Below are 23521 nucleotides of genomic sequence, written 5' to 3'. Positions count from 1 at the left end.
GGCTCCCGTTATTTGCCCTGGAACACCGGCGCGCGCTTTTCCAGGAAGGCGCGGCGCGCCTCCTGCGCGTCCTCGGTCTTGGCGATGGCCGCCGTCATGTCCTGCTCGTAGCGGTAGCCGTCGCGCAGGCTCATGTCTTCGATGGCGTTGAGCGTCTGCTTGGCCAGCACGGACGCCAGCGGGCTCTTGCTGGCCAGCTCGCGCGCCAGTTCCATTGCGCGGTCCATCAGTGCTTCAGCGGGGACGCTGGCCTCGACGATGCCCAACCGGTAGAGTTCGTCGCCGTCCACGCGCAGCCCCGTCAGCATCATGCGGCGCAGGCGCGAGTGGCCAAAGAGCCGCATGCCATGGCGGCCGCCGCCCAGCAGTCCGACGTTGATTTCCGGCAGGCCCACGACTGCGGTGGAGGCGGCGATCAGGATGTCGCACGAGGCCACGATGGCCAGGCCCGCGCCCAGCGCCGCGCCGTTGATCGCGCCCACCACCGGCTTGGCGCACTCGCGGATCGCATGAAAGCATTCCCGCGTGCGGCGCGAGTGTTGCGGCAGGTCGCCCGGCCCCTTGATGGTGGCCGCGCGGTTCTTCAGGTCGGCGCCCGCGCAGAACGTCTTGCCCTGGCCCGACAGCACCACTGCGCGCACCTCAGGCGTTTCCGAAATGCGGTCCAGCACCCAGGACAGCTCGTTCATCATCTCGGTGCTGAGCGCGTTGACGGGCGGGTTGGCCAGCAGGATGGTGGCAACGCCGTCGGCGATCGCGACGTCCAGCGCCGTGTACGGCCCGGCCAGGTTCTCCGGCATGCTCATGTCTCTCTCCTTTGTTGTTCAGATGATCTTGCGGTCGCGATAGTCCTGGATCTGCTCGGCGGACAGGCCCAGTTCGGCCAGCACGTCGGCGGTGTGCTGGCCCAGCAGCGGCGGCGCGGCGTCGGCGCGCAGCGCCGAGCTTCCAAAGCGCAGCGGGTTCATCACCTGCGGCACTGAGCCTGCGGCCGGATGCGGCAGGCGGCGCAGCATGCCGCGGTGCACGACCTGCGGGTCTTCGAAGACCTCGGGCACGGTATTGATCGACCCCGCCGGCACGCCCGCCTTTTTCAGCGCGGCCAGCCAATGGGCGCGCGGCTGGCTGGCGAAGATGGCGTCCAGCACGGGATCCAGCGTGTCCTGATTGCGCACGCGCTGGCTGTTGGTGATGTAGCGCGGGTCCTGCGCCAGTTCGGGCTTGCCCAGCATCTCGCACAACGTGGCGAACTGCCCGTCGTTGCCCACCACGATGACGATGTCGCCGTCGGCGCAGGCAAACGTGCGCTGCGGCTGGATGTTCGGGTGCGCGGTGCCCGTGCGGCGCGGCACCTTGTTGCCCAGCAGGAAGTTCATGGCCTGGTTGGCCAGCAGGCCCACCTGCACGTCCAGCATGGCGACGTCGATGTACTCGCCCTTGCCGGTCTGCGCGCGGCGCAACAGCGCGGCCACGATGCCCAGCGCGGCGTACACGCCGGTGGTCAGGTCCACGATCGGCACGCCCACCTTCTGGGGGCCGCCGCCGGGGCGGTCGTCGCGTTCGCCCGTGACGCTCATCAGGCCGCCCATCGCCTGGATCAGGAAGTCGTAGGCGGGTTCGGCGGCGCGCGGTCCGGTCTGGCCGAAGCCGGTCACCGAGCAGTACACCAGGCGCGGATTGATCTTGGACAGCGACTCGTAGTCCAGCCCCATGCGCGCCAGCGTGCCGACCTTGTAGTTCTCCAGCACCACGTCCGCGTCGCGGCACAGGTCCTTGACCAGCGCCTGGCCTTCGGGCGTCTGCAGGTCCAGCGTGATGGAGCGCTTGCCGCGGTTGGTGGCAATGAAATAGGCGCCGTCCCGGGTGTCCTGGCCGTCTTCATCCTTCAGGAACGGCGGGCCCCAGGTGCGCGTGTCGTCGCCCTGGCCTGGCCGCTCGACCTTGATGACGTCAGCGCCCAGGTCGGCCAGGATCTGGCTGGCCCACGGACCGGCCAGGATGCGGCTCAGGTCCAGCACTTTGAGATTCGATAACAGCGGCTGCAAAGCCTTCTCCTTGACTGCGGTATGTGCAGGCAGTCTAGGAGTTGGCGGGCGCCGCGGGAGGGGCCCGCGGGCGCAAAGCTGTTATGCGGTTCGGGCCGTCACGGCGGCGGCAGGGGGGCCTGCACGCCGGGCGGGTGCGGCGGCGTCAGCGGCCGGTATCGGGATAGTTGGGCCCCGCGTCACGGAAGCCGCCAGTGCTGTAGGGATTGACCGCGCCGGGGTGGGGCGGTCCGCCGGGGCCGGCGCCGCAGCCGGCCAGGAGCAGTGCGGCGGCAACGAGAGAAAGCAGGCGCGTCGGGAAGGATTTCATAAAGGTCTCCTGCGGCTGCCCCTCAGCAGGCGCGTTACTTGCAGCGTATGGGCGGATTATAGGCCTGCCGTCTTCGCCTTGATCCGCGGTTTCGCGCAGTGTGCGCGATAGTCGTTCACCGCATCGGAATCCGCGGGCAGGAAGTACGGGTGCGGGTATCCCGCCTCCCGCAAGGCGGCGTGCATGCGCACGCCCCACACGCATTCGCGCTGCGCCTCGTCCCACAACCGCGTGGCCTGGTCCCGTTGCCCGCTACGCCACAGCGCAAGGCCGTAGTCGGCCACCATCTCCTCGTCGCGCGGCAGGTCGCGGTACGCCGTGTGCATCAGGCGCAGGCCATCGGCGGTCTGTCCGCGCAGGGCCAAAATCCACCCCAGCGTGCCCTGGTTGTACGGACGCGGGCCGACGCGGTCGAGCGAGCGGCGGGCCTGCTCCTCGGCTTGCGGCAGGTAGTCCGGGAAATCCGCCAGGTAATAGGCCGTGTTGTTCGCCAGGTCCACCGCGCCGGCGGCACGCGCGCCGCGTTTGCCGGCCGCACTGTCCTGCAGGACGTTCGACTCCTGCAACACCAGATCCGGCATGCCCAGCAGGCGCGCCACTTCCAGCCGCTTGCGCCGCTCGCCCGGGTCGACGGGCTTGAACATGTCCGGAAATGGCCGCTGGCGTGCCTGCAACAGCCAATGGCGCGCCAGGCCGGGCTGGCCGGCGGCCAGCAGCAGCCGCGCCAGGTCCAGCTTCTGGTCGGCGCTGCGGGTGCAGCGCATGCCGTCGATCAGGGCGTGGGCGCCCTCGGCGTCGTTCCGGGCGAACGCGCGGTTGACGGCGTCCAGCTCGGCAAAGCACGGCTCGTCGCGCGTGACCTGCGCGTCGATGTGCAGCGAGATCGCGCCGGCCGGCACGTCGTGGCTGAAGTAGGCCGTCGCGCCCTGGCGGTTGGTGTAGCCCAGGTCCACCCAGGCTTCGCCCCAGCGCTGGCGCATGGTCATGATGTACGGCCAGCCGGGCAAGGGCTCCGGGGAGCCGCTGCTGTGCAGCTGAAAGAAGTGGCCCCACGGGCCATCCCCGATGCGGCGGATCAGGGTGAAGTCGTCCTCCGCGTGCGGCAGCGTCGTGCGGATAGGCGCCGTGCGTCCTTCGCCATCGGTGACGCCGTGCAGGATGCCGTCGCCGGAAGGCGTATCAAGGATGGCGTCGTCCTTGCCGGTGACGAAGGCGCGGTACGGCGTGTGGGGCGCGGGGGCGGCGCGCCGCTTGCCATCCCACAGGGTCAGCGTCAGGCTGCGCGTGGTGCGCAGGGTGTCAGCCGCCGGCGCCGCCGGGGTGCCGGATACCGCTTGCGCGGTGTTCTGACCCGCGGCGTGCGCGGCCGGACCGGTCAGCCACGCTGCGGCGGCCAGGCATGACGCCGCGGCCCCCATGCGCCAATCTGCGCGGGCCGGGATGAGGCGGCGATGGAAAGTGGCGGGTTGTCCGGAACGTTGCTGCGGGTGCTTCATGGAGACTGCCAGTGGCGCCGGGCGCGGCGGGCGCCACGGCGGTATGGGGGTGACCTGCGGGGCAGGGCGCCGCCTTGCGGGCGCGAGGCGGATTGTGCATCACAAACCTGTTTCACGCCCCACCCGGCGCTGGGCAGGAACGTATGGCATTCTCCCGCCACGTCTTTGCCGCCATCCGCTCATGCCCAAACTCCTAGCGCGAACCCTCGACCTGCTTCTCCTGTCCTTCGCCGCCGCGCTGTTCGGCGCTTGCCTGACCTCCGTGCTGACGACCGGCGCCTATGGCTGGGTCGTCCCCGTCGCGCCTTATCTGTACGGTGTGCGCGACTTCTACGCCGAGGCCGTCCTGGCGGGGCTGGCGGGCGTCATCGTGCTGATCCTGGCCGAGCGCCCGGCCCGGCTGCGGCGATCCACGCCCTGGCGCCTGCTGGCGACCTTTGCCGCGGCCCTCGTTGCCCTGTATCTGGCGCCGCCGTCACCGCAAGTGTTTGGCAACACCTGGGCACCCGGCGAGGCGACACGCGAGCTGTTCCTGGCGCAATGGCCCATGGTGCTGCCCATTGCGGTGGCGGCAACCGCGCTGCGGTGGGGATTGCACCGGGTTTTGCGCTAGGATTGTCGTCACCCAACCCCCGCCTGCCCCGGAGAAACCCCGCATGTCCTCCCTAGACGACTTTGCCATCACCAAGAAGTGGCCCGCCCAGCACCCCGACCGCATCCAGCTTTATTCGCTGCCGACGCCCAACGGCGTGAAGGCGTCGATCATGCTGGAAGAGACGGGTCTGCCCTACGAGGTCCACCGTGTCGCCTTCGATACCAAGGATCAGTTCACGCCCGAGTTCCTGTCGCTCAGCCCGAACAACAAGATTCCGGCCATCCTCGACCCGAACGGGCCGGACGGCAAGCCGCTGGGCCTGTTCGAGTCCGGCGCGATCCTGGTGTACCTGGCCAGCAAGGCCGGCCAGTTCATTCCTGCCGACGCGGCCGGACGCTTTGAAACGCTGCAATGGGTGATGTTCCAGATGGGCGGCATCGGGCCGATGTTCGGCCAGCTGGGCTTTTTCCATCGGTTCGCGGGCAAGGACTACGAGGACAAGCGGCCGCGCGACCGGTACGTCGACGAGTCCAAGCGCCTGCTGACGGTGCTGGACCAGCGCCTGCAAGGGCGCGACTGGGTGATGGGCGACCAGTACACCATCGCCGATATCGCGATTTTTCCCTGGGTGCGCAACCTGGTGGGGTTCTACGACGCCGGCGATCTCGTCGGCTTTTCGTCGTTCAAGAACGTCGCGCGCGTGCTGGACGCCTTCGTTGCGCGCCCGGCGGTCGCCAAGGGACTGACCATCCCGGGCTGACCCATGGAACTGCGCCAGCTTCGTTACTTTGTGCGGGTGGTCGAGGCAGGCAGCATCGGCCGGGCGGCCATGTCGATCGGCATGGTCACCTCGGCGCTCAGCCAGCAGATCAGCCGCCTTGAAGGCGAGCTGTCCACGCGCCTCTTGCAGCGCAGCGCCAGCGGCGTCGTGCCCACGGACGCGGGGCTGGCGTTCTTCCGGCAGGCGCAACTGGCCCTGCGCCACGCCGACGACGCCGTCCAGGCGGCCCAGCAGGCGCGTCTGGCGGGCCACGTCAGCGTCGGCCTGCCGTCCACCACGGCCGCCGTGCTGGGGGCGCCGTTCCTGCAGGCCATGAACGAGCGCTACCCCGATATCCGGCTGCACCTGGTCGAGGCGTTGTCCGGGCATCTGACCGACATGCTCAACGGCCGCCTGCTGGACCTGGCCATCGTGTTCCACGCCGAATCCGCGCGCCGCTGGAGCGTGATGCCGCTGCTGGACGAACCCCTGTTCCTGTTCGCCCGGCCCGACATGCCCGGCGCGCCGTTTGGCGACACGACGCGGCTGGAGGCAATTGCCGACCTGCCGCTGGTGCTGCCCAGCGGCCGCCACGGCCTGCGGGCGTTGGTCAACAACGCGTTCCAGCAATTGGGGCGCACGCCCCGGGTGGTGGCCGAGGTCGACGGCCTGTCGCTGCTCATGGACGTGGTGCGGCAGGGCGGCGCGGCCACGATCCAGCCCAGCTCGGCCACCGCGCGCATCGCGCCCGGCCAGTTGCAGATGGCGCGCATCGACGATGCCCACCTGTTTCGCTCCAACCTGCTCGCCAGCCTGTCGGACGAGGAGCTGTCGCCCGCGGCGCTGGCCGCCCGCCTGGTCATGGCCGATGTCTCCCGCACCCTGGCGCGGGAGGGCAAATGGGCGGTGGTGACTCTTCACGAATCGTGAACACCCGTTGACGCCCGCCTGATATCGCAGCGCCGCGCCCCTGCGTAGAGTCTGCCCCTTGAACTGGGGAAGATGGCATGGTTGACGTCTTGGTGATTGGTGGGGGCAATGCGGCGCTGTGCGCGGCCCTGATGGCGCGCGAAGCCGGCGCCAGCGTGCTGCTGCTGGAAGCGGCGCCAAAGGAATGGCGGGGCGGAAACTCGCAGCACACGCGCAACCTGCGCTGCATGCACGATGCGCCGCAGGACGTGCTGATCGACGCGTATCCCGAAGAAGAATACTGGCAGGACCTGCTCAAGGTGACGGGCGGGCAGACCAACGAACACCTGGCGCGGCTGGTCATCCGCGAATCCTCCACCTGCCGCGACTGGATGCGCCGCCACGGCGTGAACTTCCAGCCGCCGCTGTCGGGCGCGCTGCACGTGGCCCGCACCAATGCGTTCTTCATGGGCGGCGGCAAGGCGCTGGTCAATGCCTATTACCGCAGCGCCGAAGCGCTGGGCGTACAGGTCCGCTACAACGCGCCGGTCGATTCGCTGGAGCTGGACAACGGCCGCTTCGTGGCCGCGCGCATCGGCGCCGAACGCATCGAGGCCCGCGCCTGTGTGCTGGCCGCGGGCGGCTTCGAGTCCAACCGCGAATGGCTGCGCGAGGCCTGGGGCCAGAACGAGCGCGGCGAGTGGCCGGCCGACAACTTCCTGATCCGCGGCACGCGCTTCAACATGGGCGTGCTGCTCAAGTTCATGCTGGATGCCGGCGCCGACGGCATCGGCGATCCTTCGCAATCGCACTGCGTGGCCATCGACGCCCGCGCGCCGCTGTACGATGGCGGCATCTGCACGCGCATCGATTGCGTGTCGCTGGGCGTGGTCGTCAACCGCGACGCCGAGCGCTTCTACGACGAAGGCGAGGACTTCTGGCCCAAGCGCTACGCGATCTGGGGCCGCCTGACCGCCATGCAGCCCGGCCAGATCGCCTATTCCATCATCGACGCCAAGGCAATCGGCCGCTTCATGCCGCCCGTGTTTCCGGGCGTGAAAGCCGACACGCTGCCCGAACTGGCCGAAAAACTGGGCCTGGATCCGGCCACCTTCGCCAAGACCATCGGCGACTACAACGCCGCCTGCCGCGTGGGCAAGTTCGACCACACGGCGCTGGACGACTGCCATACCGAAGGCGTGACGCCCGCCAAGACGCACTGGGCGCGGCCGATCGACACCGCGCCGTTCTACGGCTATGCGCTGCGCCCCGGCATCACCTTTACGTACCTGGGCCTGAAGGTGGACGACACCGCCGCGGTCCGGTTCAACGACACGCCCAGCGGCAACCTCTTTGTCGCCGGCGAAATGATGGCCGGCAACGTGCTGGGCAAGGGCTATACCGCCGGGGTGGGCATGTCCATCGGCACGGCATTTGGCCGCATTGCCGGCACCCGCGCCGCGGCGGCGGCGCTCAGCCAGAAACATGCGGGAGCACACCATGAAGCAGCTTGAAGCCCTGGCCCGCGAGGCGCAGTCCTTTTCCAGCAGTCAGACGGGTTCAACGCCTGCCCAGCCCGCGGCCCCGGCCGAGCAGCCGGTGCGCTTTCATGCCCGGGGCGCCAAGCCGCTGACCGAAACGCTGACCGGCGACGAAACCGAAGTGGCGCGCGTCATGCAGATCTGCAACGCCTGCCGCTACTGCGAAGGCTTCTGTGCGGTGTTTCCCGCCATGACCCGCCGCCTGGAATTCGGCAAGGCGGACCTGAACTACCTGGCCAACCTGTGCCACAACTGCGGCGCCTGTCTGCACGCGTGCCAGTACGCGCCGCCGCACGAATTCGCCGTCAACGTGCCGCAGGCCATGGCCAAGGTGCGGATGCAGACGTACACCGATTACGCGTGGCCCGCCGCGCTGGGCACGCTGTACAAGCGCAATGGCCTGGCGCTGTCGCTGGCCACGGCCGCTGGCCTGGCGCTGTTCCTGGTGCTGGCGGTGGTGATGGCGGGCGGTCTTTTCCATGAACCGATGGCCGGCAACTTCTACGCCGTCTTTCCGCACAACACGCTGGCGCTGATGTTCGGCGTGGTGTTCGGCTTTTCGATGCTGGCGCTGGCGGTGGGGGTGACCCGCTTCTGGCGCAACGTCAGCCCGGGGGCGGCCTCGGGCGCGGCGGTGGCCGAGGCGGCGCACGACGCGCTGCGGCTGCGCTATCTGGACGGCGGCCACGGCAAGGGCTGCAACAACGCCGACGATGCCTTCACGCTGTGGCGCCGGCGGTTCCACCATTTCACGTTCTACGGTTTCATGCTGTGCTTTGCGGCCACCTGTGTCGCCACGCTGTACCACTATCTGCTGGGCCAGCAGGCGCCGTACCCGATCCTGAGCGCGCCCGTGCTGCTGGGCACCGCGGGCGGCATAGGCCTTCTGATCGGACCGGCCGGGTTGCTGTGGCTGAACGTCAAGCGTCATCCGCTACAGGGCGACGCGGCGCAAAAGCCGATGGACCGTGGCTTCATCGTGCTGCTGTTCCTGACCAGCGCGACGGGCCTGGCGCTCTTGGCCGGCCGCGACGGCAGCGCAATGGCGCTGCTGCTGGCGATCCACCTGGGCGTCGTGATGGCGCTGTTTCTGACCTTGCCCTACGGCAAGTTCGCGCATGGCATCTACCGCTCGGCCGCGCTCTTGAAGTGGTCCATCGAGAAACGCCAGCCCAACAAGCTGCAGCTCGGTTCGGACTGACCGGACCGGCCTTATCGCCGGCCTGACGGCGCCCGCACGAGGCGCCGCAGCCGGCTACAACCCTGGAGACATCAATGTTCCGCACTCGTTTGCTGGCGCGCTGCGCGCTGGCCGCCTGTCTGACGTCCGCCCTGCCTGCGGCGATGGCGCAAACCTATCCCGCCAAGCCGATCACGCTGGTCGTGCCCCATTCGGCCGGCGGCACGTCCGACATTCTGGCGCGCACCGTCGCTGCCGAAGCCGCCAAGACGCTGGGCCAGACCATCGTGATCGACAACAAGGGCGGCGCCAACGGCACCATCGCCGCCAAGCAGGTGGCCTCGTCCGCGCCGGATGGCTACACGCTGCTGCTGGCCACCGCCAGCACGCACGGCATCAACCCGTCGCTCTATTCGCGCATTTCCTACGACGCGGTCAAGGACTTCACGCCCGTCACGCTGCTGGCCACCGTGCCCAACGTGCTGGTCGTCGGCCCCAACGTCAAGGCCGGCAACGTGCAGGAACTCATCGCCTTCATCCGGTCGCAAGGCGACAAGACCAACATGGGCTCGGCAGGCGCCGGCACGCCGGGACATCTGGCGGGCGAGATGTTCAAGAGCGAAGCCAAGCTCCAGTTCACGCACGTGCCCTACAAGGGCGGCAGCCCAGCCATCACCGATCTCATCGGCGGCCAGATCGATTTCATGTTCACCACCATTCCGGGCGTGCTGCCGCACGTAAAGGCAGGATCGCTGCGTGCCCTGGCCGTGACCTCGCCCGAGCGCTCGTCCGCGATGCCCGACGTGCCGACGATGGCCGAGTCCGGCCTGCCCGGCTTCCAGGCGGTGTCCTGGCACGGCATCGTCGCGCCGGCCGGCACGCCGGACGCGGTGGTGGCGCGGCTGAACCAGGCGCTGACCGGCGCGCTGGCGGCGCCCGAGGTCAAGCAGCGTCTGCTGGAAGAGGGCGCGCGCGCCTCCGGCGTGAACACGGCGGAATTCGGCAAATTCATCCAGACCGAGATGGCGGCCTGGGCCAAGGCGGTCAAGGATTCGGGCGCCACGGCCAACTGACCGGCAGGGCGGTCCCCGCGGGCCGCCTTTTTCCGGACGACGAGCATGCCGATCGGCACGCGGGCGCCATGCTAGGATGCCCCGCATGCTGATCGCCGCCCTGCTGACCTCGCTGGCTCTCACCCCGGGCCACGCCGTTGAATACGACCTCGCGTGCTTCTTTGCGGACAGGCAGGCGCAAGGCTCGCTGGAACACGTCGAGCACTGTGCCCGCGCCACGAAGGACAGCGTCGAGTTCCGGCCCGCCGTGCTGGCGCGCATGGATTTCGGCGACGATGGCCTGTCGCCCGCCACGGCCAACGGCTCGTGGCACTGGGTGCGGCCCGACGGACACGCCGTGGCCGTGGTCACGTTCGACAACAGCGCCGACGACTTCGAGGAAGGCCTCACGCGCGGGCCTTGGGCCGGCGGCATGGCCTACTACGACAAGCAGCTCAACCGCGTGCTGGCCACGCCCTACGATTGGGTCGACCGCTTCGAAGGCGGCCTGGCCGCGGTCTGCAAGGGCTGCCGCATCGAGCGCACGCGCGACGGCGAACACAGCGTCGTGACGGGCGGAGAATGGGGCGCCATCGACCGCCAGGGCCGGCTGGCGCTGCCCATGCGGCCGGATGCGATCTCGTTGCGGGCGCAGATGCAGGCGCAGCGCAAGGCGGCGCAACGCTGAAAGAACGCCCGCCGTCAGCCGGCCAGCAGTTTGCCCAAGGTCGCCATCCCTTGCTCCATGCCGTCGTTCCACGGATGGCCGTGATTCAGGCGCAGGAAGTTGCCGAACCCGCCCGTCGCGGAAAACAGCGGCCCCGGCGCAATGCTGATGCCCTGGTCCAGCGCGGCGCGGTGCACCCTCAGCGTGTCGATGTGCGCGGGCAATTCCACCCAGACGAAGTAGCCGCCGGCCGGCCGCGTGGCGCGCGTGCCCTTCGGGAAGTAGCGCGCCACCGCTTGCAGCAGTTCGCCCTGCTGCAGCGCCAGCGCCTGCCGGAACTGCCGCAGGTGGCGATCGAAACCGCCTTTTTCCAGATAGGCCGCAATGGCCGCCTGCGTGGGGGCGGGGGTGGCAAGGCTGGTGGTCAGCTTGTTGCGCATGATCTGGCGCGTGTAACGTCCACCCGCCACCCAGCCGACGCGGTACCCCGGCGCCAGGGTCTTCGAAAACGACGCGCAGTGCATCACGATGCCTTCGGTGTCGAAGGCCTTCGCGGGCCGCGGGCGGGACTCGCCGAAATAGAGTTCGCCGTACACATCGTCTTCGATCAGCGCCACGTCATGGCGCGTCAACAGCTTGACCAGCGCTTCCTTTTTCTCGTCGGGCATCAGGCTGCCCAGCGGATTCTGGAACGTCGTCATCAGCCAGCAGGCGCGCGGCCGGTGCTGCAGGATCGCGTCTTCCAGGGCGTCCAGATCGATGCCCACGCGCGGATGCGTAGCGACTTCGATGGCATGCAGGCCGTTGCGTTCCAGCGATTGCAGCGCGGCATAGAAGGTGGGGGACTCCACGATCACGGCATCGCCGGGGCGGGTCACCGCCGCCAGGCTCAGGTTCAGCGCGTCCAGCGCGCCGTTCGTGACGATGATCTCGTCCACGGGCACGGTCAGCCCGTCGGCCAGGTAGCGCAGCGCAATGGCGCGCCGCAGCGCCGCGTCGCCGGGGCTCAGGTCATCGATGGACCCCCACGGATCCAGCTTCTGCACCGTCGCCGCCATGAAGCGTGCCAGCCGGCTGTACGGCAGCAAGGACGGACTGGGAAACGCCGAGCCAAACGGCAGCATGTCGCGGCGCAGCGTGGCATTCAGCACGCGAAGCACGTTGTCGCTGACGTCCACCGGATGGCGGCCCGCAGTGGCGCTGGACACGCTGTCCAGTTCGGGCAATGCGGCGCGCGGCGCGCGCTGCACGTAATAGCCCGACCGGTCGCGCGCGCGGATGAGGCCGCGCGCTTCCAGCAGGTAGTAGGCCTTGAACACGGTGGACGGACTGACGCCGCGGCTGGCGCTGGTCTGCCGCACTGAAGGCAGGCGGTCGCCCACCTGCAGCAGGCCGGACAGGATCGAGGCGGTGATTTCTTCGGTCAGGCGTTCATAGCGCTTCATGTCGGCATCCGGATGCGTGAGGCGGGTTCAGGCGGACATGCCGATCGCGCGCATGACAAGCCGCAGCGCGCCGGCCGCCGCGCCCAGCGCCGCGACGCTGCACGCCCAGATCATCGCCAGCCACAGCAGGCGCGAGCGCCACGAGGAAGCGGGGGATGCGTTCATCAGTGAAAGGCCTCGCCAGTGCGCACCTTGCCGCGAAAGACGTAATACGACCAGGCGGTGTACATCAGAATAATCGGAATGATCGCCAGGGCGCCGACCAACGCGAAACCCTGGCTCTGCGGCGGCGCCGACGCCGCCCAGATGGACACGCCCGGCGGAATGATGGCCGGCCAGATGCTGATGCCCAGGCCGGTGTAGCCCAGAAACACCAGCGCCAACGACAGAACGAACGGGCCGGCCGCTGGGGCGCCTTTGACGCGGCGCATCAGTTCGAAGCTCGCGGCGGCCACCAGCAACGGCACCGGAAAGAACCAGTACATATTGGGCAGGCTGAACCAGCGCTGCGCGATGATCGGTTGCGCCAACGGCGTCCACGCGCTCAGCACGGCGATGACCGCCAGCAGCGCCAGCGTCAGCGGGCGCGCCAGGCGGCACATGTGGCGATGCAGCCGGCCTTCGGTCTTCATGATGAGCCAGGTGCAGCCCAGGAGCGCGTACGCCGCCACCAGGCCGGCGCCGGTGAAGACAGAGAACGGGCTGACCCAATCCCACGGGCCGCCGCTGTACGCGCGCCCCACCACCGGAATGCCTTCGATATACGCGCCCAGGGTGACGCCCTGGAAGAACGTGGCGCACACGGAGCCCAGGACGAAGGCCCTGTCCCACAGCGGGCGGTGATGCGCGTCGGCCTTGAAGCGGAACTCGAAAGCCACGCCGCGGAAAATCAGGCCCAGCAGCATGAACACCAGCGGCAGGTGCAGCGCGCTGAGGATCACCGAGTAGGCCAGCGGAAACGCCGCCATCAGGCCCGCGCCGCCCAGCACCAGCCAGGTCTCGTTGCCGTCCCAGACGGGGGCGACGGTGTTGACCATCGCGTCGCGTTCCTCGGGGTCGGTCACCAGCGGAAAGAGGATGCCGATGCCCAGGTCAAAGCCATCCATGATGACGTACATCATCACGCCGAACAGAATGACGACGGCCCATATCAATGCAAGATCCACACCCATGGCGTCAGGCTCCGGAATGCTTGGGTTGCGCGGGCGAGGCGCCCGCGAGGGTGGAGGCCGCCGACAGCGGCCGCGAAGGCTGGCGCGGCTCGCCGGGTCCGCCGGACAACGGCGCGTGGCCAGGCGCGGGAGTGGGGCCCAGGCGGATGAGGCGCAGCATGTACGAGACGCCCGCGCCAAACACGAACAGGTAGACGACCACAAACAGCGCCAGCGTCAGCGTCAGCTCGCCCAGTCCATGCGGCGTGGCGGCGTCGGCGGTGCGCATGACGCCATACACGATCCAGGGCTGGCGGCCGATCTCTGTGACATACCAGCCGGCCAGCATGGCGACGATCCCCGAAGGCCCCATCCACAAGGCGAAGCGATGCAGCCAGCGCGCTTCGTACAGGCGGCGGCGCCAGCGCGCCCATAGCGCCCACACCGCCAGGCCGATCATCAGCAAGCCCAGGCCCACCATGATGCGGAACGACCAGAACACCACCGTGGAATTGGGGCGGTCTTCGGGCGGATAGGACTTCAGGCCCGGAAACTGGCCGTCCCAACTGTGCGTGAGGATCAGGCTGCCCAGCCGCGGGATGTTCAGCGCATGGCGCGTTTCCTCGCGCGCCATGTCGGGGATGCCGAAGAGCGTCAGCGGCACGCCCGCGCCGGGCTCGTTCTCCCAATGACCTTCGATGGCGGCGATCTTGGCGGGTTGGTGCTTGAGCGTGTTCAAGCCATGAAAGTCGCCCACCACGGCCTGCAGCGGCGCCACCAGCAGCAGCATGCCCATTGCCATCGCAAACATCTTCTTCACGGCCGGGCTGCGGTCCCCGCGCAGCAGATGCCAGGCGCCGGACGCCCCGACCATTAGCGCGGTGGCCAGGAACGCCGCAATGCCCATGTGCGCCAGGCGGTAGGGAAATGACGGGTTAAAGATGACGGCCAGCCAGTCGGTCGGCACCACGCGCCCATCCAGGATCTCGTATCCGGCGGGCGTTTGCATCCAGCTGTTGGAGGCAAGAATCCAGGTCGCGGACACCAGCGTGCCCAGCGCCACCATGATGGTCGAGAAAAAGTGCAGCCCCGGCCCTACGCGCGACCAGCCGAACAGCATCACGCCCAGAAAGCCGGCTTCCAGGAAGAAGGCGGTCAGCACTTCGTAGGCCAGCAGCGGCCCGGTGACGCTGCCCGCGAAGTTGGAGAAAAAACTCCAGTTGGTCCCGAACTGATAGGCCATGACCAGGCCCGACACGACCCCCATGCCGAAATTGACGGCGAAGATCTTGGTCCAGAAGTGATAAAGGTCCCGGTAGACCGTCTTGCCGGTCCGCAGCCAGAATCCCTCTAGCACGGCCAGGTAGCTGGCCAGTCCGATGGTGATGGCGGGAAAGACGATGTGAAACGAGATGGTGAAGCCGAACTGTATTCGTGCGAGCAATAGCGCGTCGCTGTCCATGACGGTATTCCTGACTTTCATCGGCAGCACGGACGGATCGCCACGAGGCGGCGGGCGCTGACGGGTGTTTGAACTACCCCGCCAAGTTAGGCCTTGCGCAGCGAACAGTACAGATTCAGAGAGCGCGGAAAAAAGCGGATCAGTTTGCGCGCCGCGACGCGGGAAGCACACGTTTTCATGGGCAAACGTGCTGTGCCTGGATGGGAGGCAGGCGACCGCCGTTACAAAAAAAATAGCACAGCGTTCCCGGGGGGCGCGTCCGGCTCACCGCGCCGTGCGCGATGCCACGGGCGGGGAGATCGCGGTCAGGGATCGTTCGGCATCGCGGCGCATCAACGCGCATCAATACATATGCTGGCCGCCATTCATGGCCACGTTGCTGCCCGTCATGAAACCGGCCGCATCGCTGCAGATGAACGCGACAAGCGCGGCGATTTCATCGGGTTCGCCCAGCCGCCCCACCGGGATCTGCGGCAGGATCTTTTCCTGCATGACTTCCGGCGGCACGGCCTGCACCATCCGCGTGGCCAGATAGCCGGGCGACACCGTGTTCACCGTGACGCCCTTGCGGGCCATTTCCAGCGCCAGCGACTTCGTGAACCCATGAATGCCCGCCTTCGACGCAGCGTAGTTGGTCTGCCCGAATGCGCCCTTGCTGCCGTTCACCGACGAGATGTTGACGATGCGGCCCCAGCCCCGATCCGCCATCGGACCGCACAGCGGCTGGGTCATGTTGAACATGGAATCCAGGTTGCTGTGCATGACGTCCGCCCAATCCTGCGCGCTCATCTTGCGCAGGCTCGCGTCGCGCGTGATGCCCGCGTTGTTCACCAGGATGTCGATCTGGCGGCCGTCCTCTTCGAGCCGGCGGGCCAGCGCCTGGCAGGCGTCGAAGTCCGCCACGTCCACCTTGTACGAGGAAAAGGTTCGGCCTTTCGCCGCTTCCTCCTTGATCCAGTCGCGCGTGGCGGCCTCGCTGGAATGGTAGGTGACGATGACGTCGTGGCCCGCATCGTGCAGCGCTACGGCGATGGCGCGGCCCAGGCATCCGGTCCCGCCCGTGATGAGCGCCGTGCGCTTAGAGGTCATGGCGGCCTCCTTGCTGGTTGGCGTCCTGCATGGCGGCGCAGGCGGCCGCCATCTGCTTGGTCATCACGGACCACATCTGCGCGAGCGGTGAATTGTCGGCAGCCGCGCCGTTGGCCTGCTTGAACCATTCGCACATCGCTTCGCCCACGCCGGCGGCCAAGGTGGCCTGTTCCTGCAGCGCCGCGTGGGTGAGGGCCTGGCTGGCTTCCAGCTGGGCCTGCCAGCGCTTGCGCGCGAGTTCGCCCATGGCGGGCATGGCGTCCTGCCAGTTGGCGGTGGGGGGCATGGGGGAAAAGGCGGCGAGATACTGGCCGGAGCTGTCGCTGGCCAGCCGCTGGCCCATTTCGAGCCAGCGCTGCTGGCTTTCCTGCGCAAGCTGGGCCAGGCGCTGGCAGAAGGCGATATTGGCGCCGGTCAGGCCGTCGGGCAGGGAGGCATTTGCTTTCTTCATCATCCGTCCTTTTATGAAAGTGGTAAGGGGAAACGAATACACACGGGCCTCATGCCATCTGGCTGAGGGTCTTGCGAAAACGCGCCAGGGATAACGCAAACAGGACGGCGCCGATCAGCGCCAGCGCCATGAAGGGTTGCCATACGACGCTGATGCCCGCGCCGCGATAGAGGATGGCTTGGCCGAGTTCCACGAAATGCGTCGTGGGGGCGGCCAGCATGATGTTCTGCACGAACGCCGGCATGCTTTCGCGCGGCGTGGTGCCCCCGGACAGCATCTGCAGGGGCAACAGCACTAGTACGAGCAGCATGCCGAATTGCGGCATGCTGCGTGCAAGCGTAGCCATGAAAATGCCCATCGAGGTCGTGGCGAACAGGTGCAGCGCCACGCCGGCCAGAAACAGCGCGACCGATCCTTCGATCGGCACGTGCAGCAGGCCCCGCACCACGAACGTCAACGATAGCCCAGCGGACGCCAGTACGACCAGCCCCATCGACCAGACCTTCGCGACCATGATTTCGGTGGGCGTGACGGGCATGACCAGCAGGTGCTCGATGGTCCCGTGTTCGCGCTCGCGGATCAGCGCGGCGCCGGTCAGGATGATGGACAGCATCGTGACGTTATTGATGATCTCCATCAGCGCGCCGAACCACGACTGGGTGAGGTTCGGGTTGAATCGCATGCGCACCGCCAGTTCAACCGGCAGCTCGGTGGGCGCGCGATAGCGCCTGACGAATTCGTTGATCTCGTCGGTGATGATCTGCTGGATGTAGCTGCTGCCCGTGAACGCCTGGCTCATCCGGGTGGCGTCGACATTCAGCTGGATCTGCGCCGGCCGCCCCGCCAACACGTCGCGCTGGAAATTGGGCGGGATGTTGACGGTAAACGTTTGGCGGCCCGCGTCCATGTTGGCGTCCGCCTGCGCCGGGGTCACAAGCTGCGGCGGCGTGAAGTGCGGCGGATAGAAGGCCGAGACGATACGCGCGGACAGCGGCGACTGGTCTTCGTCCACGACGGCGATGGGCGCGTTGTGCAGCGTTTCGGGCACGGCGGTGGCCGCCGTGTAGATCATCAACGTGAACGACACGACGATCAGCACCAGCATCATCGGGTCGCGCGCCAGGCTCCAGAGCTCTTTCACGCCAAGGCGGTAGATGTTCGCCAGGTGCCGCATGTCAGGTCTCCTGCTTTTTCAACAGCAGCGCCGACGCACCCAGGATGATGGGAATGGAGATCAGCAGCGGCCAGAACGAGGCGTAAAGGTCATGCAGCCCCAGCGCCTTGCTGAACACGCCGCGGCTGATGATGAGCATATGGGTGGCGGGATAGACCTGTCCGATCAGCCGGCCCGCGCCTTCCAGCGACGACACGGGGTTGAGCAGCCCGGCAAACTGCACGGCCGGAACCAGGGTGCCGATCATCGTGAAGAACAGCGCGGCTATCTGGCTGCGCGTGAACGTGGAGGCCAACAGGCCAATGGCGGTGGCCACCACGTTGTAGATCAGCGCGGCGAGCAATAGCGTGCCGAAGCTGCCCTTGATGGGCACGCCGAAAAGCGTCACGGCAAGCAGGGCCATCAACAGGAAGTTCAGCATCGCCAGCGCGACATACGGCGCCTGCTTGCCCAGCAGGAATTCCAGCCGCGTCACCGGCGTGACGTAAAGATTGGTGATCGAGCCCAATTCCTTTTCGCGCACGACGGCCAGCGCCGTCAGCATGGCCGGCATCATCAGCAGCAGCAGCGGAATGACGGCAGGCACCATGGCGGGCAGGCTGCGCACATCGGGGTTGTAGCGAAACCGCGTCTCCACGCTGACAGGAAGCTGCGCGCTGGCGCCCAGCCGCTCGCGCGCCTGCTGCGCCAGCCAGCCCTGGTGCATGCCCAGCACATAGCCGCGAATGGTCTCGGCCCGTTGCGGCATGGCCCCGTCGATCCAGACGCCGATCTGCACGGGCTTGCCGCGCTCAATGTCGCGCGCGAAGCCCTGCGGAATCTCGATGGCCAGCGACAGCTCGCCGCTGCGCATGCGCGCGTCCAGGTCCGCGTAATCGGCAATGGGCGGATGTTCGATGAAGTAGCGGGATCCCGACAGATTCAGGCTGTAGTTCTGGCTCAGGCCCGTCTGGTCGCGGTCCATGACCGCATAGCGCAGGTCCTCGACGTCCAGGCTGATGCCGTAGCCCATCACGAACATCAGCAAGAGCGAGCCCAGCAGCGCCAGCGTGGCGCGCACGGGGTCGCGCTGCAGTTCCAGCGATTCGCGCCACATGTAGCTGAACGCGCGATGCAGGCTGAACCCGCGCCGGGCCGGCTGGGCGGGCGGGGCGGCGTCCTCGATTGGCGGCGCCGTGCCCGTGTCGGCCGCAGTGCCGGCGCCTGCGTCGATCAGGTAGGCAATGAAGGCGGCTTCCAGCGAGCTTGCGCCGCGCAAGCGAATGATTTCGTCGGGCGCGGCGCTGACCAGCACCTTGCCCGCGTGCATCAGCGAAATGCGGTCGCATCGCTGGGCCTCGTTCATGAAGTGCGTGGAGATGAAGATCGTGACGTGATCCTTGCGGGCCAGTTCGATCAGCAGGTTCCAGAATCCGTCGCGCGCGACCGGATCCACCCCCGACGTTGGCTCGTCCAGGATGAGCAGCTCGGGCTTGTGCACCATGGCCACGGCAAGCGAAAGCCGCTGGCGCACGCCCATGGGCAGGTTCTGCGGCAGCGCGTCCAGCACGCCGTCCAGCCCGAAGCGCGTAACCATCTCCTGGACGCGCGCGGGGATGTCGGCCTCCGGCACGTGGAACAGCCGCGCGTGCAGCACCAGGTTCTGCCGCACGGTCAGTTCGCCGTACAGCGAAAAGGCCTGCGACATGTAGCCCACGCGCCGGCGCGTGTCGATGTTGCGCGGATCGACCTCCTCTCCGAATAAAAAGGCCTGGCCTTCGCTGGCGGGCAAGAGGCCCGTCAGCATCTTCATGGTGGTCGACTTGCCGCAGCCGTTCGAGCCCAGGAACCCGAAGATCTCGCCGCGCCGGATGCGGAAGTTGACGTGGTCCACGGCCACGAAGTCGCCAAAGCGCATGGTCAGGTCGCGCGCCTCGATGGCGATGCCGGCGTCCTCGTCCAGGGCCAGCGGCACGATCTCGACGGGTTTGTGGCCGCGCCGCTTTTGCTCGGGCAGCAGTGCAATGAAGGCCGCTTCCAGCGTCTGCGCGCCGGTGCGGTCCTGCAATTCGGCGGGCGTGCCGGTGGCCAGCACGCGGCCGTCGTCCATGGCGATCAGCCAATCGAAACGCTGCGCCTCGTCCATGTAGGCGGTCGCCACGATCACGCTCATGCCGCGCCGCTGCGCGCGAATCTCGTTGATCAGATCCCAGAACTGCGCGCGCGCCAGCGGGTCCACGCCGGTCGTGGGCTCGTCCAGGATGAGCAGGTCCGGATCGTGGATCAGCGCGCAGCACAGCCCCAGCTTCTGCTTCATGCCCCCGGACAGCTTGCCCGCGGGCCGGGACAGGAAGGCCGACAGGCCGGTGCTGCGGGTCAGGCTGTCGATGCGGCGGCGGCGCTCGGCCGCGTCATGGCCGAACAGGCGGCCAAAGAACTGCAGGTTTTCTTCCACGGACAAGGTGGGGTAGAGATTTTTGCCCAAGCCCTGCGGCATGTAGGCGATGCGCGGGCAGACGGTCTCGCGGTGCCTTCGGCTGGCCATGTCGCCGCCCAGCACCATAACCTTGCCCTGCTGCACGGCCCGCGCGCCCGCCACCAGCGCGAGCAGGCTGGACTTGCCCACGCCGTCCGGGCCGATCAGTCCCACCATGCGTCCGGCGGGAATATCCAGCGTGATGCCGTCCAGCGCCTGGGTCTTGCCATAGCGCAGGCCGACATCGGACAGCGAGGCGACGGGCGGGACGGCCGGGGACATCAGGGCACCTTGACGTCAAGATAGCCGGGCCATTGGGCATCCGGGTCCAGTTTCAGCCAGGCCACGCCGGGCAGCCCTGTCTTGACCTGCGTCAGGTGGCGGCGCAGCAGGTCGGGGCTGATCTGCGCCTTGACGCGGAACATCAGCTTCTGGCGTTCGCTGGCGGTCTCGACGGTCTTGGGCGTGAATTGCGCGGTGCTGGCCACGAACGACACCGTGGCGGGGATGACGTATTCCGGCGCGGCATCCAGGATGATGCGCACGTCCTGGCCCAGCGCGACGCGGCCCGCGGCCTGCTCGGGCAGGAAGAACGTCATGTAGACGTCGGCCAGGTCGACCATGTTCAGCACCTTGCCGCCCGCGCCCAGCACTTCGCCCGGCTGCGCCACGCGGTACTGCACGCGGCCGGCGCGCGGGGCCCGTAACTCGCTGTCGGCGATGTCGGCATCGATGCGCGCAACCGTGGCCTGCGCGGCCGCAATCGCCGATTGGGCGCCGACCTGGGCGGCGCGCGCGGCGTCGATGGCCGCGGCGGCCGCCGTGACTTGAGCACGGGCCGCGTTCACCGCCGCCTGCATGCTGCGCACCCGGGCGCGGTCATCGTCCAGTTCCTGGATCGACGAGGCGCCTTCCTTGGACAGCGTTTCCGAGCGGGCCAGGCGCCGGCGCGCCGCGTCCAGCTCGCTTTCCCGCTGCACCACGACGGCTTCGGCGGCCCGCTTGTCGCTCTCGCGCTGCGCCACCTGCGCCGCCGCGCTGGCCGCGCCATTGACCGCCTGCTGATGCTGCGCCCGCGCTTCCTCGCGCTGCGCCTGCAGCGTGTCGATCTGCATGCGCGCCAGCGGCTGGCCCGCCGCGACGAAGTCGCCCTCCGTGACCAGCACTTCCTGCACGCGGCCCGCCAGCTTCGTGGCCACGTCGATCTCGGTGGCTTCGATCCGGCCGTTGCCGCTGACAAAGCCAGGCCCCGGCCCGGTGTCCGCCAACATGCGCCAGCCGTAGTAGCCAGCGGCTGCGGCAACCACAAGGGCAATCAGCAAGACCAGTTTTCGTTTGGGTAGAGGCATGTCGGCGTGTCCTTGATCTTTGGGCTTTTCAGCGTCGGGCCCGTCAGCGTTGGGCCGTGCCGGCGTCAGGCGCTTCAGGCGCCAGCGACCCGCCGCCCAGCGCGGCATACAGGCCGATGCGGCTGGACAGGAGCGCGCGGCGCGTTTCCACCAGCTGCTGCTGCGCGGCCAGCAAATCGCGCTTGGCGTCGAGCACTTCCAGGTACGGAGAGGCGCCATGGTCGTAGCGCAACTGCGCCAGACGGGTCCGCTCGGCCTGCGCCGCCACGGTGGCGCGCAGCACGTCCACCTGTTCGGCCAGCCAGCGGCGCGACGCCAGCGAGTCGGACACGTCCCTGAATGCGCTTTGTATGGTTTGTTCGTAGCTGGCGACGGCCAGATCCCGGCGCGCTTCGGTCAGGTCCAGCGTGGACTGCCGGCGGCCGGCATCGAAGATCGGCAGGTTGATGCTGGGCGCGAAATTCCAGGCGCGGCTTCCCCCCGCGAACAGTCCGTCCAGTTCGGCGCTGGCGGTGCCGAAGGCCCCGGTCAGCGTAATGCTGGGCAGAAAGGCGGCGCGAGCCGCGCCGATGTTGGCGTTGGCGGCCTTTAGCCGATGCTCCGCGGCCAGGATGTCGGGCCGGTCGGTCAGCAGGTCGGACGGCAACCCCGCTGGCAGGTCGCGCATCACGGCCTCGTCATTGAGCCGCGCCGGACCGGCGGGCAGATCCAGCGGCGCACCCACCAGCAATTCCAGGGTGTGCGCCTGTGCGGCGCGCGAACGTTCCAGTTCCGTGCCCAACGCCTTGGCCTGCTGCCACAGCGTCTCGACCTGCGTCAGGTCCAGCTTCGAGATGGCGCCTTCCTCGAAGCGGCGGCGGAAGATGCGCAGCGATTCCGCGCGCGAGTCGATGGTCTCGCGGGTGAGCTCCAGGCGTTCGTCCAGTTCGCGCAGCCGCAGGTAGCCGTCCGCCACCTGGGCGATGAGGCTCAGCGTGGCCGCCTGCGCTGCCGCCTGCGTCGATAGATAGTTTTCCAGCGCCGCATCGCTGAGGCTGCGCACCCGTCCCCAGAAATCCAGTTCCCAGGTCGCCATGCCCAGGCCCACCTGATACTGGCTGGAAACCTGCGGCTGGCCCGTCACATTCAGGTCGCCCGGCACGCGCGCCCGCGAGCCTTGCGCCTGCACGCCCACGGTGGGGAACTGGTCGGACCGTTGGATGCCGTACAGCGCCTGCGCTTCCTCGACCCGCAGCAACGCCGCGCGCAGGTCGCGGCTGTTTTCCAACGCGGTGGCGATCAGGCCTTGCAGCGCGGGGTCGGGAAAGTAGGACTGCCAGGCGATGCGGGCGGCGGCGGGCGCGGCGATGGACGCGGGCGCCGCCGCGGGCTGGGCGGCGTCCAGCTGTCCGACTGGAGGCTGGCTGTCGCGGGGATATGCCTGCGGCACCGGCAAGGCAGGGCGTTGGTATTCGGGCGCGAGCGAGGTGCAGCCGGCGGCCATCAGCAGCGTCAGGGCGGCGGCGGCTAGACGAGGAGGTATCGAAGCGGAAAACGCGGTTGCTGTCATGCGGCGGGTCTCCGGCTCGGGGGGCGGAAGCGTCTCGCGCGCGGCAGGCTTTTGGCCTTGCGGCACGGACGGTTCCGGCGCCAGGGCGTGTGCCTATTGTGCCCATCCGGCCGCAAAATTCCTTGACGCGAATCAATTTAGCGACTGACTGGTCGGTATGTAATGGGCGCATCGTGACCCTGGAGCAATCAGACATGGACAGGCCGCGCACTCGCCTGCCGCCGCCGGTACGGATCGGCCAGATCCTGGACGCCGCGCTGCGGGAATTCTCGCGGGCGGGCTACTCGGGCACGCGCATGGACGACATCGCGTTGCGCGCCGGCGTGTCCAAGGGCGGGCTGTACGCGCATTTCGCAAGCAAGGAAGCCATCTTCGAGGCGCTGCTCGAACGCCACCTCGCGCCCGCGCCCCTCGATATCCCGGCCATCGTCGACAGCGCCACCTCGGTGCAGGCATTGGCCCAGCGCATTGCCGATCATCTGCATGAAAGCCTCGCCAATCCCGCCATGATCAGCACGCTGCGGCTGCTGCTTGCCGAAAGCGGCAGGGTGCCGCATCTGGCGGCGCGCTGGCGCCACGAAACCGCCGAGGCGCATCTTGCCGACCTGGGCCGTCTGCTGGCGCTGGCCCGCCGGCGGGGGCTGTGCCGCGACGGCGTTGCGCTGCGCGAACCCTGGCTGCTGCTGGCGCCGGTGGTGCACACCGTCGTCATGGCCGCGCTGCTTGGGCCGCACGACGAGCTCGGCCTCGCGGCGCGTCGCGAGGCCCACGTGGCGATGATCGTCGAACTGTTGGCCCCGGGGGCCCGGCAGCGGCGGGCTGCACGCAGTTCTTGACGCCG

22 protein-coding genes are annotated in these 23521 nt (G+C 68.2%); 8 read left to right on the top strand and 14 right to left on the bottom strand.

Going from position 1 to position 23521, the window contains the following annotated elements; translation table 11 throughout:
* Positions 1–8: 8 nt before the first annotated feature.
* The 4 genes from QEP15_RS22275 to QEP15_RS22260 form a co-directional block, all read right to left on the bottom strand.
* Positions 9–806: an enoyl-CoA hydratase/isomerase family protein gene (locus QEP15_RS22275; RefSeq protein ID WP_370458339.1), complete on the bottom strand. Its 798-nt coding sequence runs from the start codon at positions 804–806 to the stop codon at positions 9–11.
* A gap of 18 nt (positions 807–824) precedes the next feature.
* The gene (locus tag QEP15_RS22270) at positions 825–2045 is read right to left on the bottom strand and encodes a CaiB/BaiF CoA transferase family protein (protein WP_056325146.1); all 1221 of its coding nucleotides are present in this window, start codon (positions 2043–2045) and stop codon (positions 825–827) included.
* A gap of 145 nt (positions 2046–2190) precedes the next feature.
* On the bottom strand, positions 2191–2355 hold the full coding sequence (locus QEP15_RS22265) for a hypothetical protein (RefSeq protein WP_142053099.1): 165 nt from the start codon (positions 2353–2355) through the stop codon (positions 2191–2193).
* 56 nt (positions 2356–2411) lie between these two features.
* Complete coding sequence (locus QEP15_RS22260) at positions 2412–3851, bottom strand: hypothetical protein (protein WP_280148079.1); 1440 nt, start codon at positions 3849–3851, stop codon at positions 2412–2414.
* Between the two features lie 181 nt (positions 3852–4032).
* On the opposite strand from QEP15_RS22260, the gene QEP15_RS22255 reads away from it, so the two are divergent.
* The 7 genes from QEP15_RS22255 to QEP15_RS22225 all read left to right on the top strand — a co-directional run bounded on the left by QEP15_RS22255 (position 4033) and on the right by QEP15_RS22225 (position 10576).
* On the top strand, positions 4033–4464 hold the full coding sequence (locus QEP15_RS22255; protein ID WP_175156114.1) for a hypothetical protein: 432 nt from the start codon (positions 4033–4035) through the stop codon (positions 4462–4464).
* Between the two features lie 43 nt (positions 4465–4507).
* Positions 4508–5206: a glutathione S-transferase N-terminal domain-containing protein gene (locus QEP15_RS22250; protein ID WP_056325154.1), complete on the top strand. Its 699-nt coding sequence runs from the start codon at positions 4508–4510 to the stop codon at positions 5204–5206.
* Between the two features lie 3 nt (positions 5207–5209).
* Positions 5210–6136 carry a LysR family transcriptional regulator gene (locus QEP15_RS22245; RefSeq protein ID WP_175156113.1) on the top strand — a complete coding sequence of 309 codons (927 nt, stop codon included), beginning with the start codon at positions 5210–5212 and terminating at the stop codon, positions 6134–6136.
* A gap of 77 nt (positions 6137–6213) precedes the next feature.
* On the top strand, positions 6214–7629 hold the full coding sequence (gene tcuA, locus QEP15_RS22240) for an FAD-dependent tricarballylate dehydrogenase TcuA (RefSeq protein ID WP_062839952.1): 1416 nt from the start codon (positions 6214–6216) through the stop codon (positions 7627–7629).
* A complete protein-coding gene (gene tcuB / locus QEP15_RS22235) occupies positions 7616–8857 on the top strand; it encodes a tricarballylate utilization 4Fe-4S protein TcuB (RefSeq protein WP_063956789.1) in 1242 nt (413 codons plus the stop codon). Before tcuA ends, tcuB begins: the two co-directional genes overlap by 14 nt.
* Positions 8858–8931: 74 nt before the next feature.
* Positions 8932–9909: a Bug family tripartite tricarboxylate transporter substrate binding protein gene (locus QEP15_RS22230; protein WP_280148078.1), complete on the top strand. Its 978-nt coding sequence runs from the start codon at positions 8932–8934 to the stop codon at positions 9907–9909.
* 85 nt (positions 9910–9994) lie between these two features.
* A complete protein-coding gene (locus tag QEP15_RS22225; protein WP_175156110.1) occupies positions 9995–10576 on the top strand; it encodes a WG repeat-containing protein in 582 nt (193 codons plus the stop codon).
* Positions 10577–10590: 14 nt separating this feature from the next.
* Here QEP15_RS22225 and QEP15_RS22220 read toward each other — a convergent pair whose 3' ends face one another.
* From QEP15_RS22220 to QEP15_RS22175, 10 genes are all read right to left on the bottom strand, one after another.
* Positions 10591–12000, bottom strand: a complete 1410-nt coding sequence (locus QEP15_RS22220; RefSeq protein ID WP_280148077.1) for an aminotransferase-like domain-containing protein — start codon at positions 11998–12000, stop codon at positions 10591–10593.
* Positions 12001–12027: 27 nt separating this feature from the next.
* On the bottom strand, positions 12028–12165 hold the full coding sequence (locus tag QEP15_RS22215) for a DUF2474 family protein (protein ID WP_217618184.1): 138 nt from the start codon (positions 12163–12165) through the stop codon (positions 12028–12030).
* Positions 12165–13172: a cytochrome d ubiquinol oxidase subunit II gene (gene cydB, locus QEP15_RS22210; protein ID WP_280148076.1), complete on the bottom strand. Its 1008-nt coding sequence runs from the start codon at positions 13170–13172 to the stop codon at positions 12165–12167. The genes QEP15_RS22215 and cydB overlap by 1 nt, the downstream gene beginning before the upstream one ends.
* Positions 13173–13176: 4 nt before the next feature.
* A complete protein-coding gene (locus QEP15_RS22205; RefSeq protein ID WP_280148075.1) occupies positions 13177–14613 on the bottom strand; it encodes a cytochrome ubiquinol oxidase subunit I in 1437 nt (478 codons plus the stop codon).
* Positions 14614–14955: 342 nt separating this feature from the next.
* Positions 14956–15702 (bottom strand): acetoacetyl-CoA reductase, encoded by a 747-nt coding sequence (gene phbB, locus QEP15_RS22200; protein WP_175156105.1) that lies wholly within the window; start codon positions 15700–15702, stop codon positions 14956–14958.
* Complete coding sequence (locus QEP15_RS22195) at positions 15692–16156, bottom strand: hypothetical protein (RefSeq protein WP_280148074.1); 465 nt, start codon at positions 16154–16156, stop codon at positions 15692–15694. Before QEP15_RS22195 ends, phbB begins: the two co-directional genes overlap by 11 nt.
* A 46-nt stretch (positions 16157–16202) precedes the next feature.
* Positions 16203–17327, bottom strand: a complete 1125-nt coding sequence (locus QEP15_RS22190) for an ABC transporter permease (RefSeq protein ID WP_175156103.1) — start codon at positions 17325–17327, stop codon at positions 16203–16205.
* 1 nt (position 17328) lies between these two features.
* Complete coding sequence (gene rbbA / locus QEP15_RS22185) at positions 17329–20064, bottom strand: ribosome-associated ATPase/putative transporter RbbA (RefSeq protein WP_175156102.1); 2736 nt, start codon at positions 20062–20064, stop codon at positions 17329–17331.
* A complete protein-coding gene (locus QEP15_RS22180) occupies positions 20064–21131 on the bottom strand; it encodes an HlyD family secretion protein (protein WP_152382628.1) in 1068 nt (355 codons plus the stop codon). Before QEP15_RS22180 ends, rbbA begins: the two co-directional genes overlap by 1 nt.
* A gap of 43 nt (positions 21132–21174) precedes the next feature.
* Positions 21175–22680 (bottom strand): efflux transporter outer membrane subunit, encoded by a 1506-nt coding sequence (locus tag QEP15_RS22175; RefSeq protein ID WP_280148073.1) that lies wholly within the window; start codon positions 22678–22680, stop codon positions 21175–21177.
* A 194-nt stretch (positions 22681–22874) separates the two neighbouring features.
* Between QEP15_RS22175 and QEP15_RS22170 the strand changes: the two genes are divergently transcribed.
* Positions 22875–23516 carry a TetR/AcrR family transcriptional regulator gene (locus QEP15_RS22170; RefSeq protein ID WP_280148072.1) on the top strand — a complete coding sequence of 214 codons (642 nt, stop codon included), beginning with the start codon at positions 22875–22877 and terminating at the stop codon, positions 23514–23516.
* Positions 23517–23521: the final 5 nt, after the last annotated feature.

This window comes from Achromobacter mucicolens (assembly GCF_029866465.1).
GTDB lineage: Bacteria > Pseudomonadota > Gammaproteobacteria > Burkholderiales > Burkholderiaceae_B > Achromobacter > Achromobacter mucicolens.
This window is presented reverse-complemented; position numbering and strand designations above follow the sequence as displayed.

Coding starts and splice junctions, on each gene's coding strand:
- QEP15_RS22180 (WP_152382628.1), bottom strand. CDS start 21,131: ATGCCTCTACCCAAACGAAAACTGGTCTTGCTGATTGCCCTTGTGGTT.
- QEP15_RS22195 (WP_280148074.1), bottom strand. CDS start 16,156: ATGATGAAGAAAGCAAATGCCTCCCTGCCCGACGGCCTGACCGGCGCC.
- QEP15_RS22245 (WP_175156113.1), top strand. CDS start 5,210: ATGGAACTGCGCCAGCTTCGTTACTTTGTGCGGGTGGTCGAGGCAGGC.
- rbbA (WP_175156102.1), bottom strand. CDS start 20,064: ATGTCCCCGGCCGTCCCGCCCGTCGCCTCGCTGTCCGATGTCGGCCTG.
- QEP15_RS22220 (WP_280148077.1), bottom strand. CDS start 12,000: ATGAAGCGCTATGAACGCCTGACCGAAGAAATCACCGCCTCGATCCTG.
- QEP15_RS22275 (WP_370458339.1), bottom strand. CDS start 806: ATGAGCATGCCGGAGAACCTGGCCGGGCCGTACACGGCGCTGGACGTC.
- QEP15_RS22260 (WP_280148079.1), bottom strand. CDS start 3,851: ATGAAGCACCCGCAGCAACGTTCCGGACAACCCGCCACTTTCCATCGC.
- QEP15_RS22215 (WP_217618184.1), bottom strand. CDS start 12,165: ATGAACGCATCCCCCGCTTCCTCGTGGCGCTCGCGCCTGCTGTGGCTG.
- QEP15_RS22230 (WP_280148078.1), top strand. CDS start 8,932: ATGTTCCGCACTCGTTTGCTGGCGCGCTGCGCGCTGGCCGCCTGTCTG.
- QEP15_RS22225 (WP_175156110.1), top strand. CDS start 9,995: ATGCTGATCGCCGCCCTGCTGACCTCGCTGGCTCTCACCCCGGGCCAC.
- tcuA (WP_062839952.1), top strand. CDS start 6,214: ATGGTTGACGTCTTGGTGATTGGTGGGGGCAATGCGGCGCTGTGCGCG.
- cydB (WP_280148076.1), bottom strand. CDS start 13,172: ATGGGTGTGGATCTTGCATTGATATGGGCCGTCGTCATTCTGTTCGGC.
- QEP15_RS22175 (WP_280148073.1), bottom strand. CDS start 22,680: ATGACAGCAACCGCGTTTTCCGCTTCGATACCTCCTCGTCTAGCCGCC.
- QEP15_RS22250 (WP_056325154.1), top strand. CDS start 4,508: ATGTCCTCCCTAGACGACTTTGCCATCACCAAGAAGTGGCCCGCCCAG.
- phbB (WP_175156105.1), bottom strand. CDS start 15,702: ATGACCTCTAAGCGCACGGCGCTCATCACGGGCGGGACCGGATGCCTG.
- QEP15_RS22205 (WP_280148075.1), bottom strand. CDS start 14,613: ATGGACAGCGACGCGCTATTGCTCGCACGAATACAGTTCGGCTTCACC.
- QEP15_RS22190 (WP_175156103.1), bottom strand. CDS start 17,327: ATGCGGCACCTGGCGAACATCTACCGCCTTGGCGTGAAAGAGCTCTGG.
- QEP15_RS22170 (WP_280148072.1), top strand. CDS start 22,875: ATGGACAGGCCGCGCACTCGCCTGCCGCCGCCGGTACGGATCGGCCAG.
- QEP15_RS22255 (WP_175156114.1), top strand. CDS start 4,033: ATGCCCAAACTCCTAGCGCGAACCCTCGACCTGCTTCTCCTGTCCTTC.
- tcuB (WP_063956789.1), top strand. CDS start 7,616: ATGAAGCAGCTTGAAGCCCTGGCCCGCGAGGCGCAGTCCTTTTCCAGC.
- QEP15_RS22265 (WP_142053099.1), bottom strand. CDS start 2,355: ATGAAATCCTTCCCGACGCGCCTGCTTTCTCTCGTTGCCGCCGCACTG.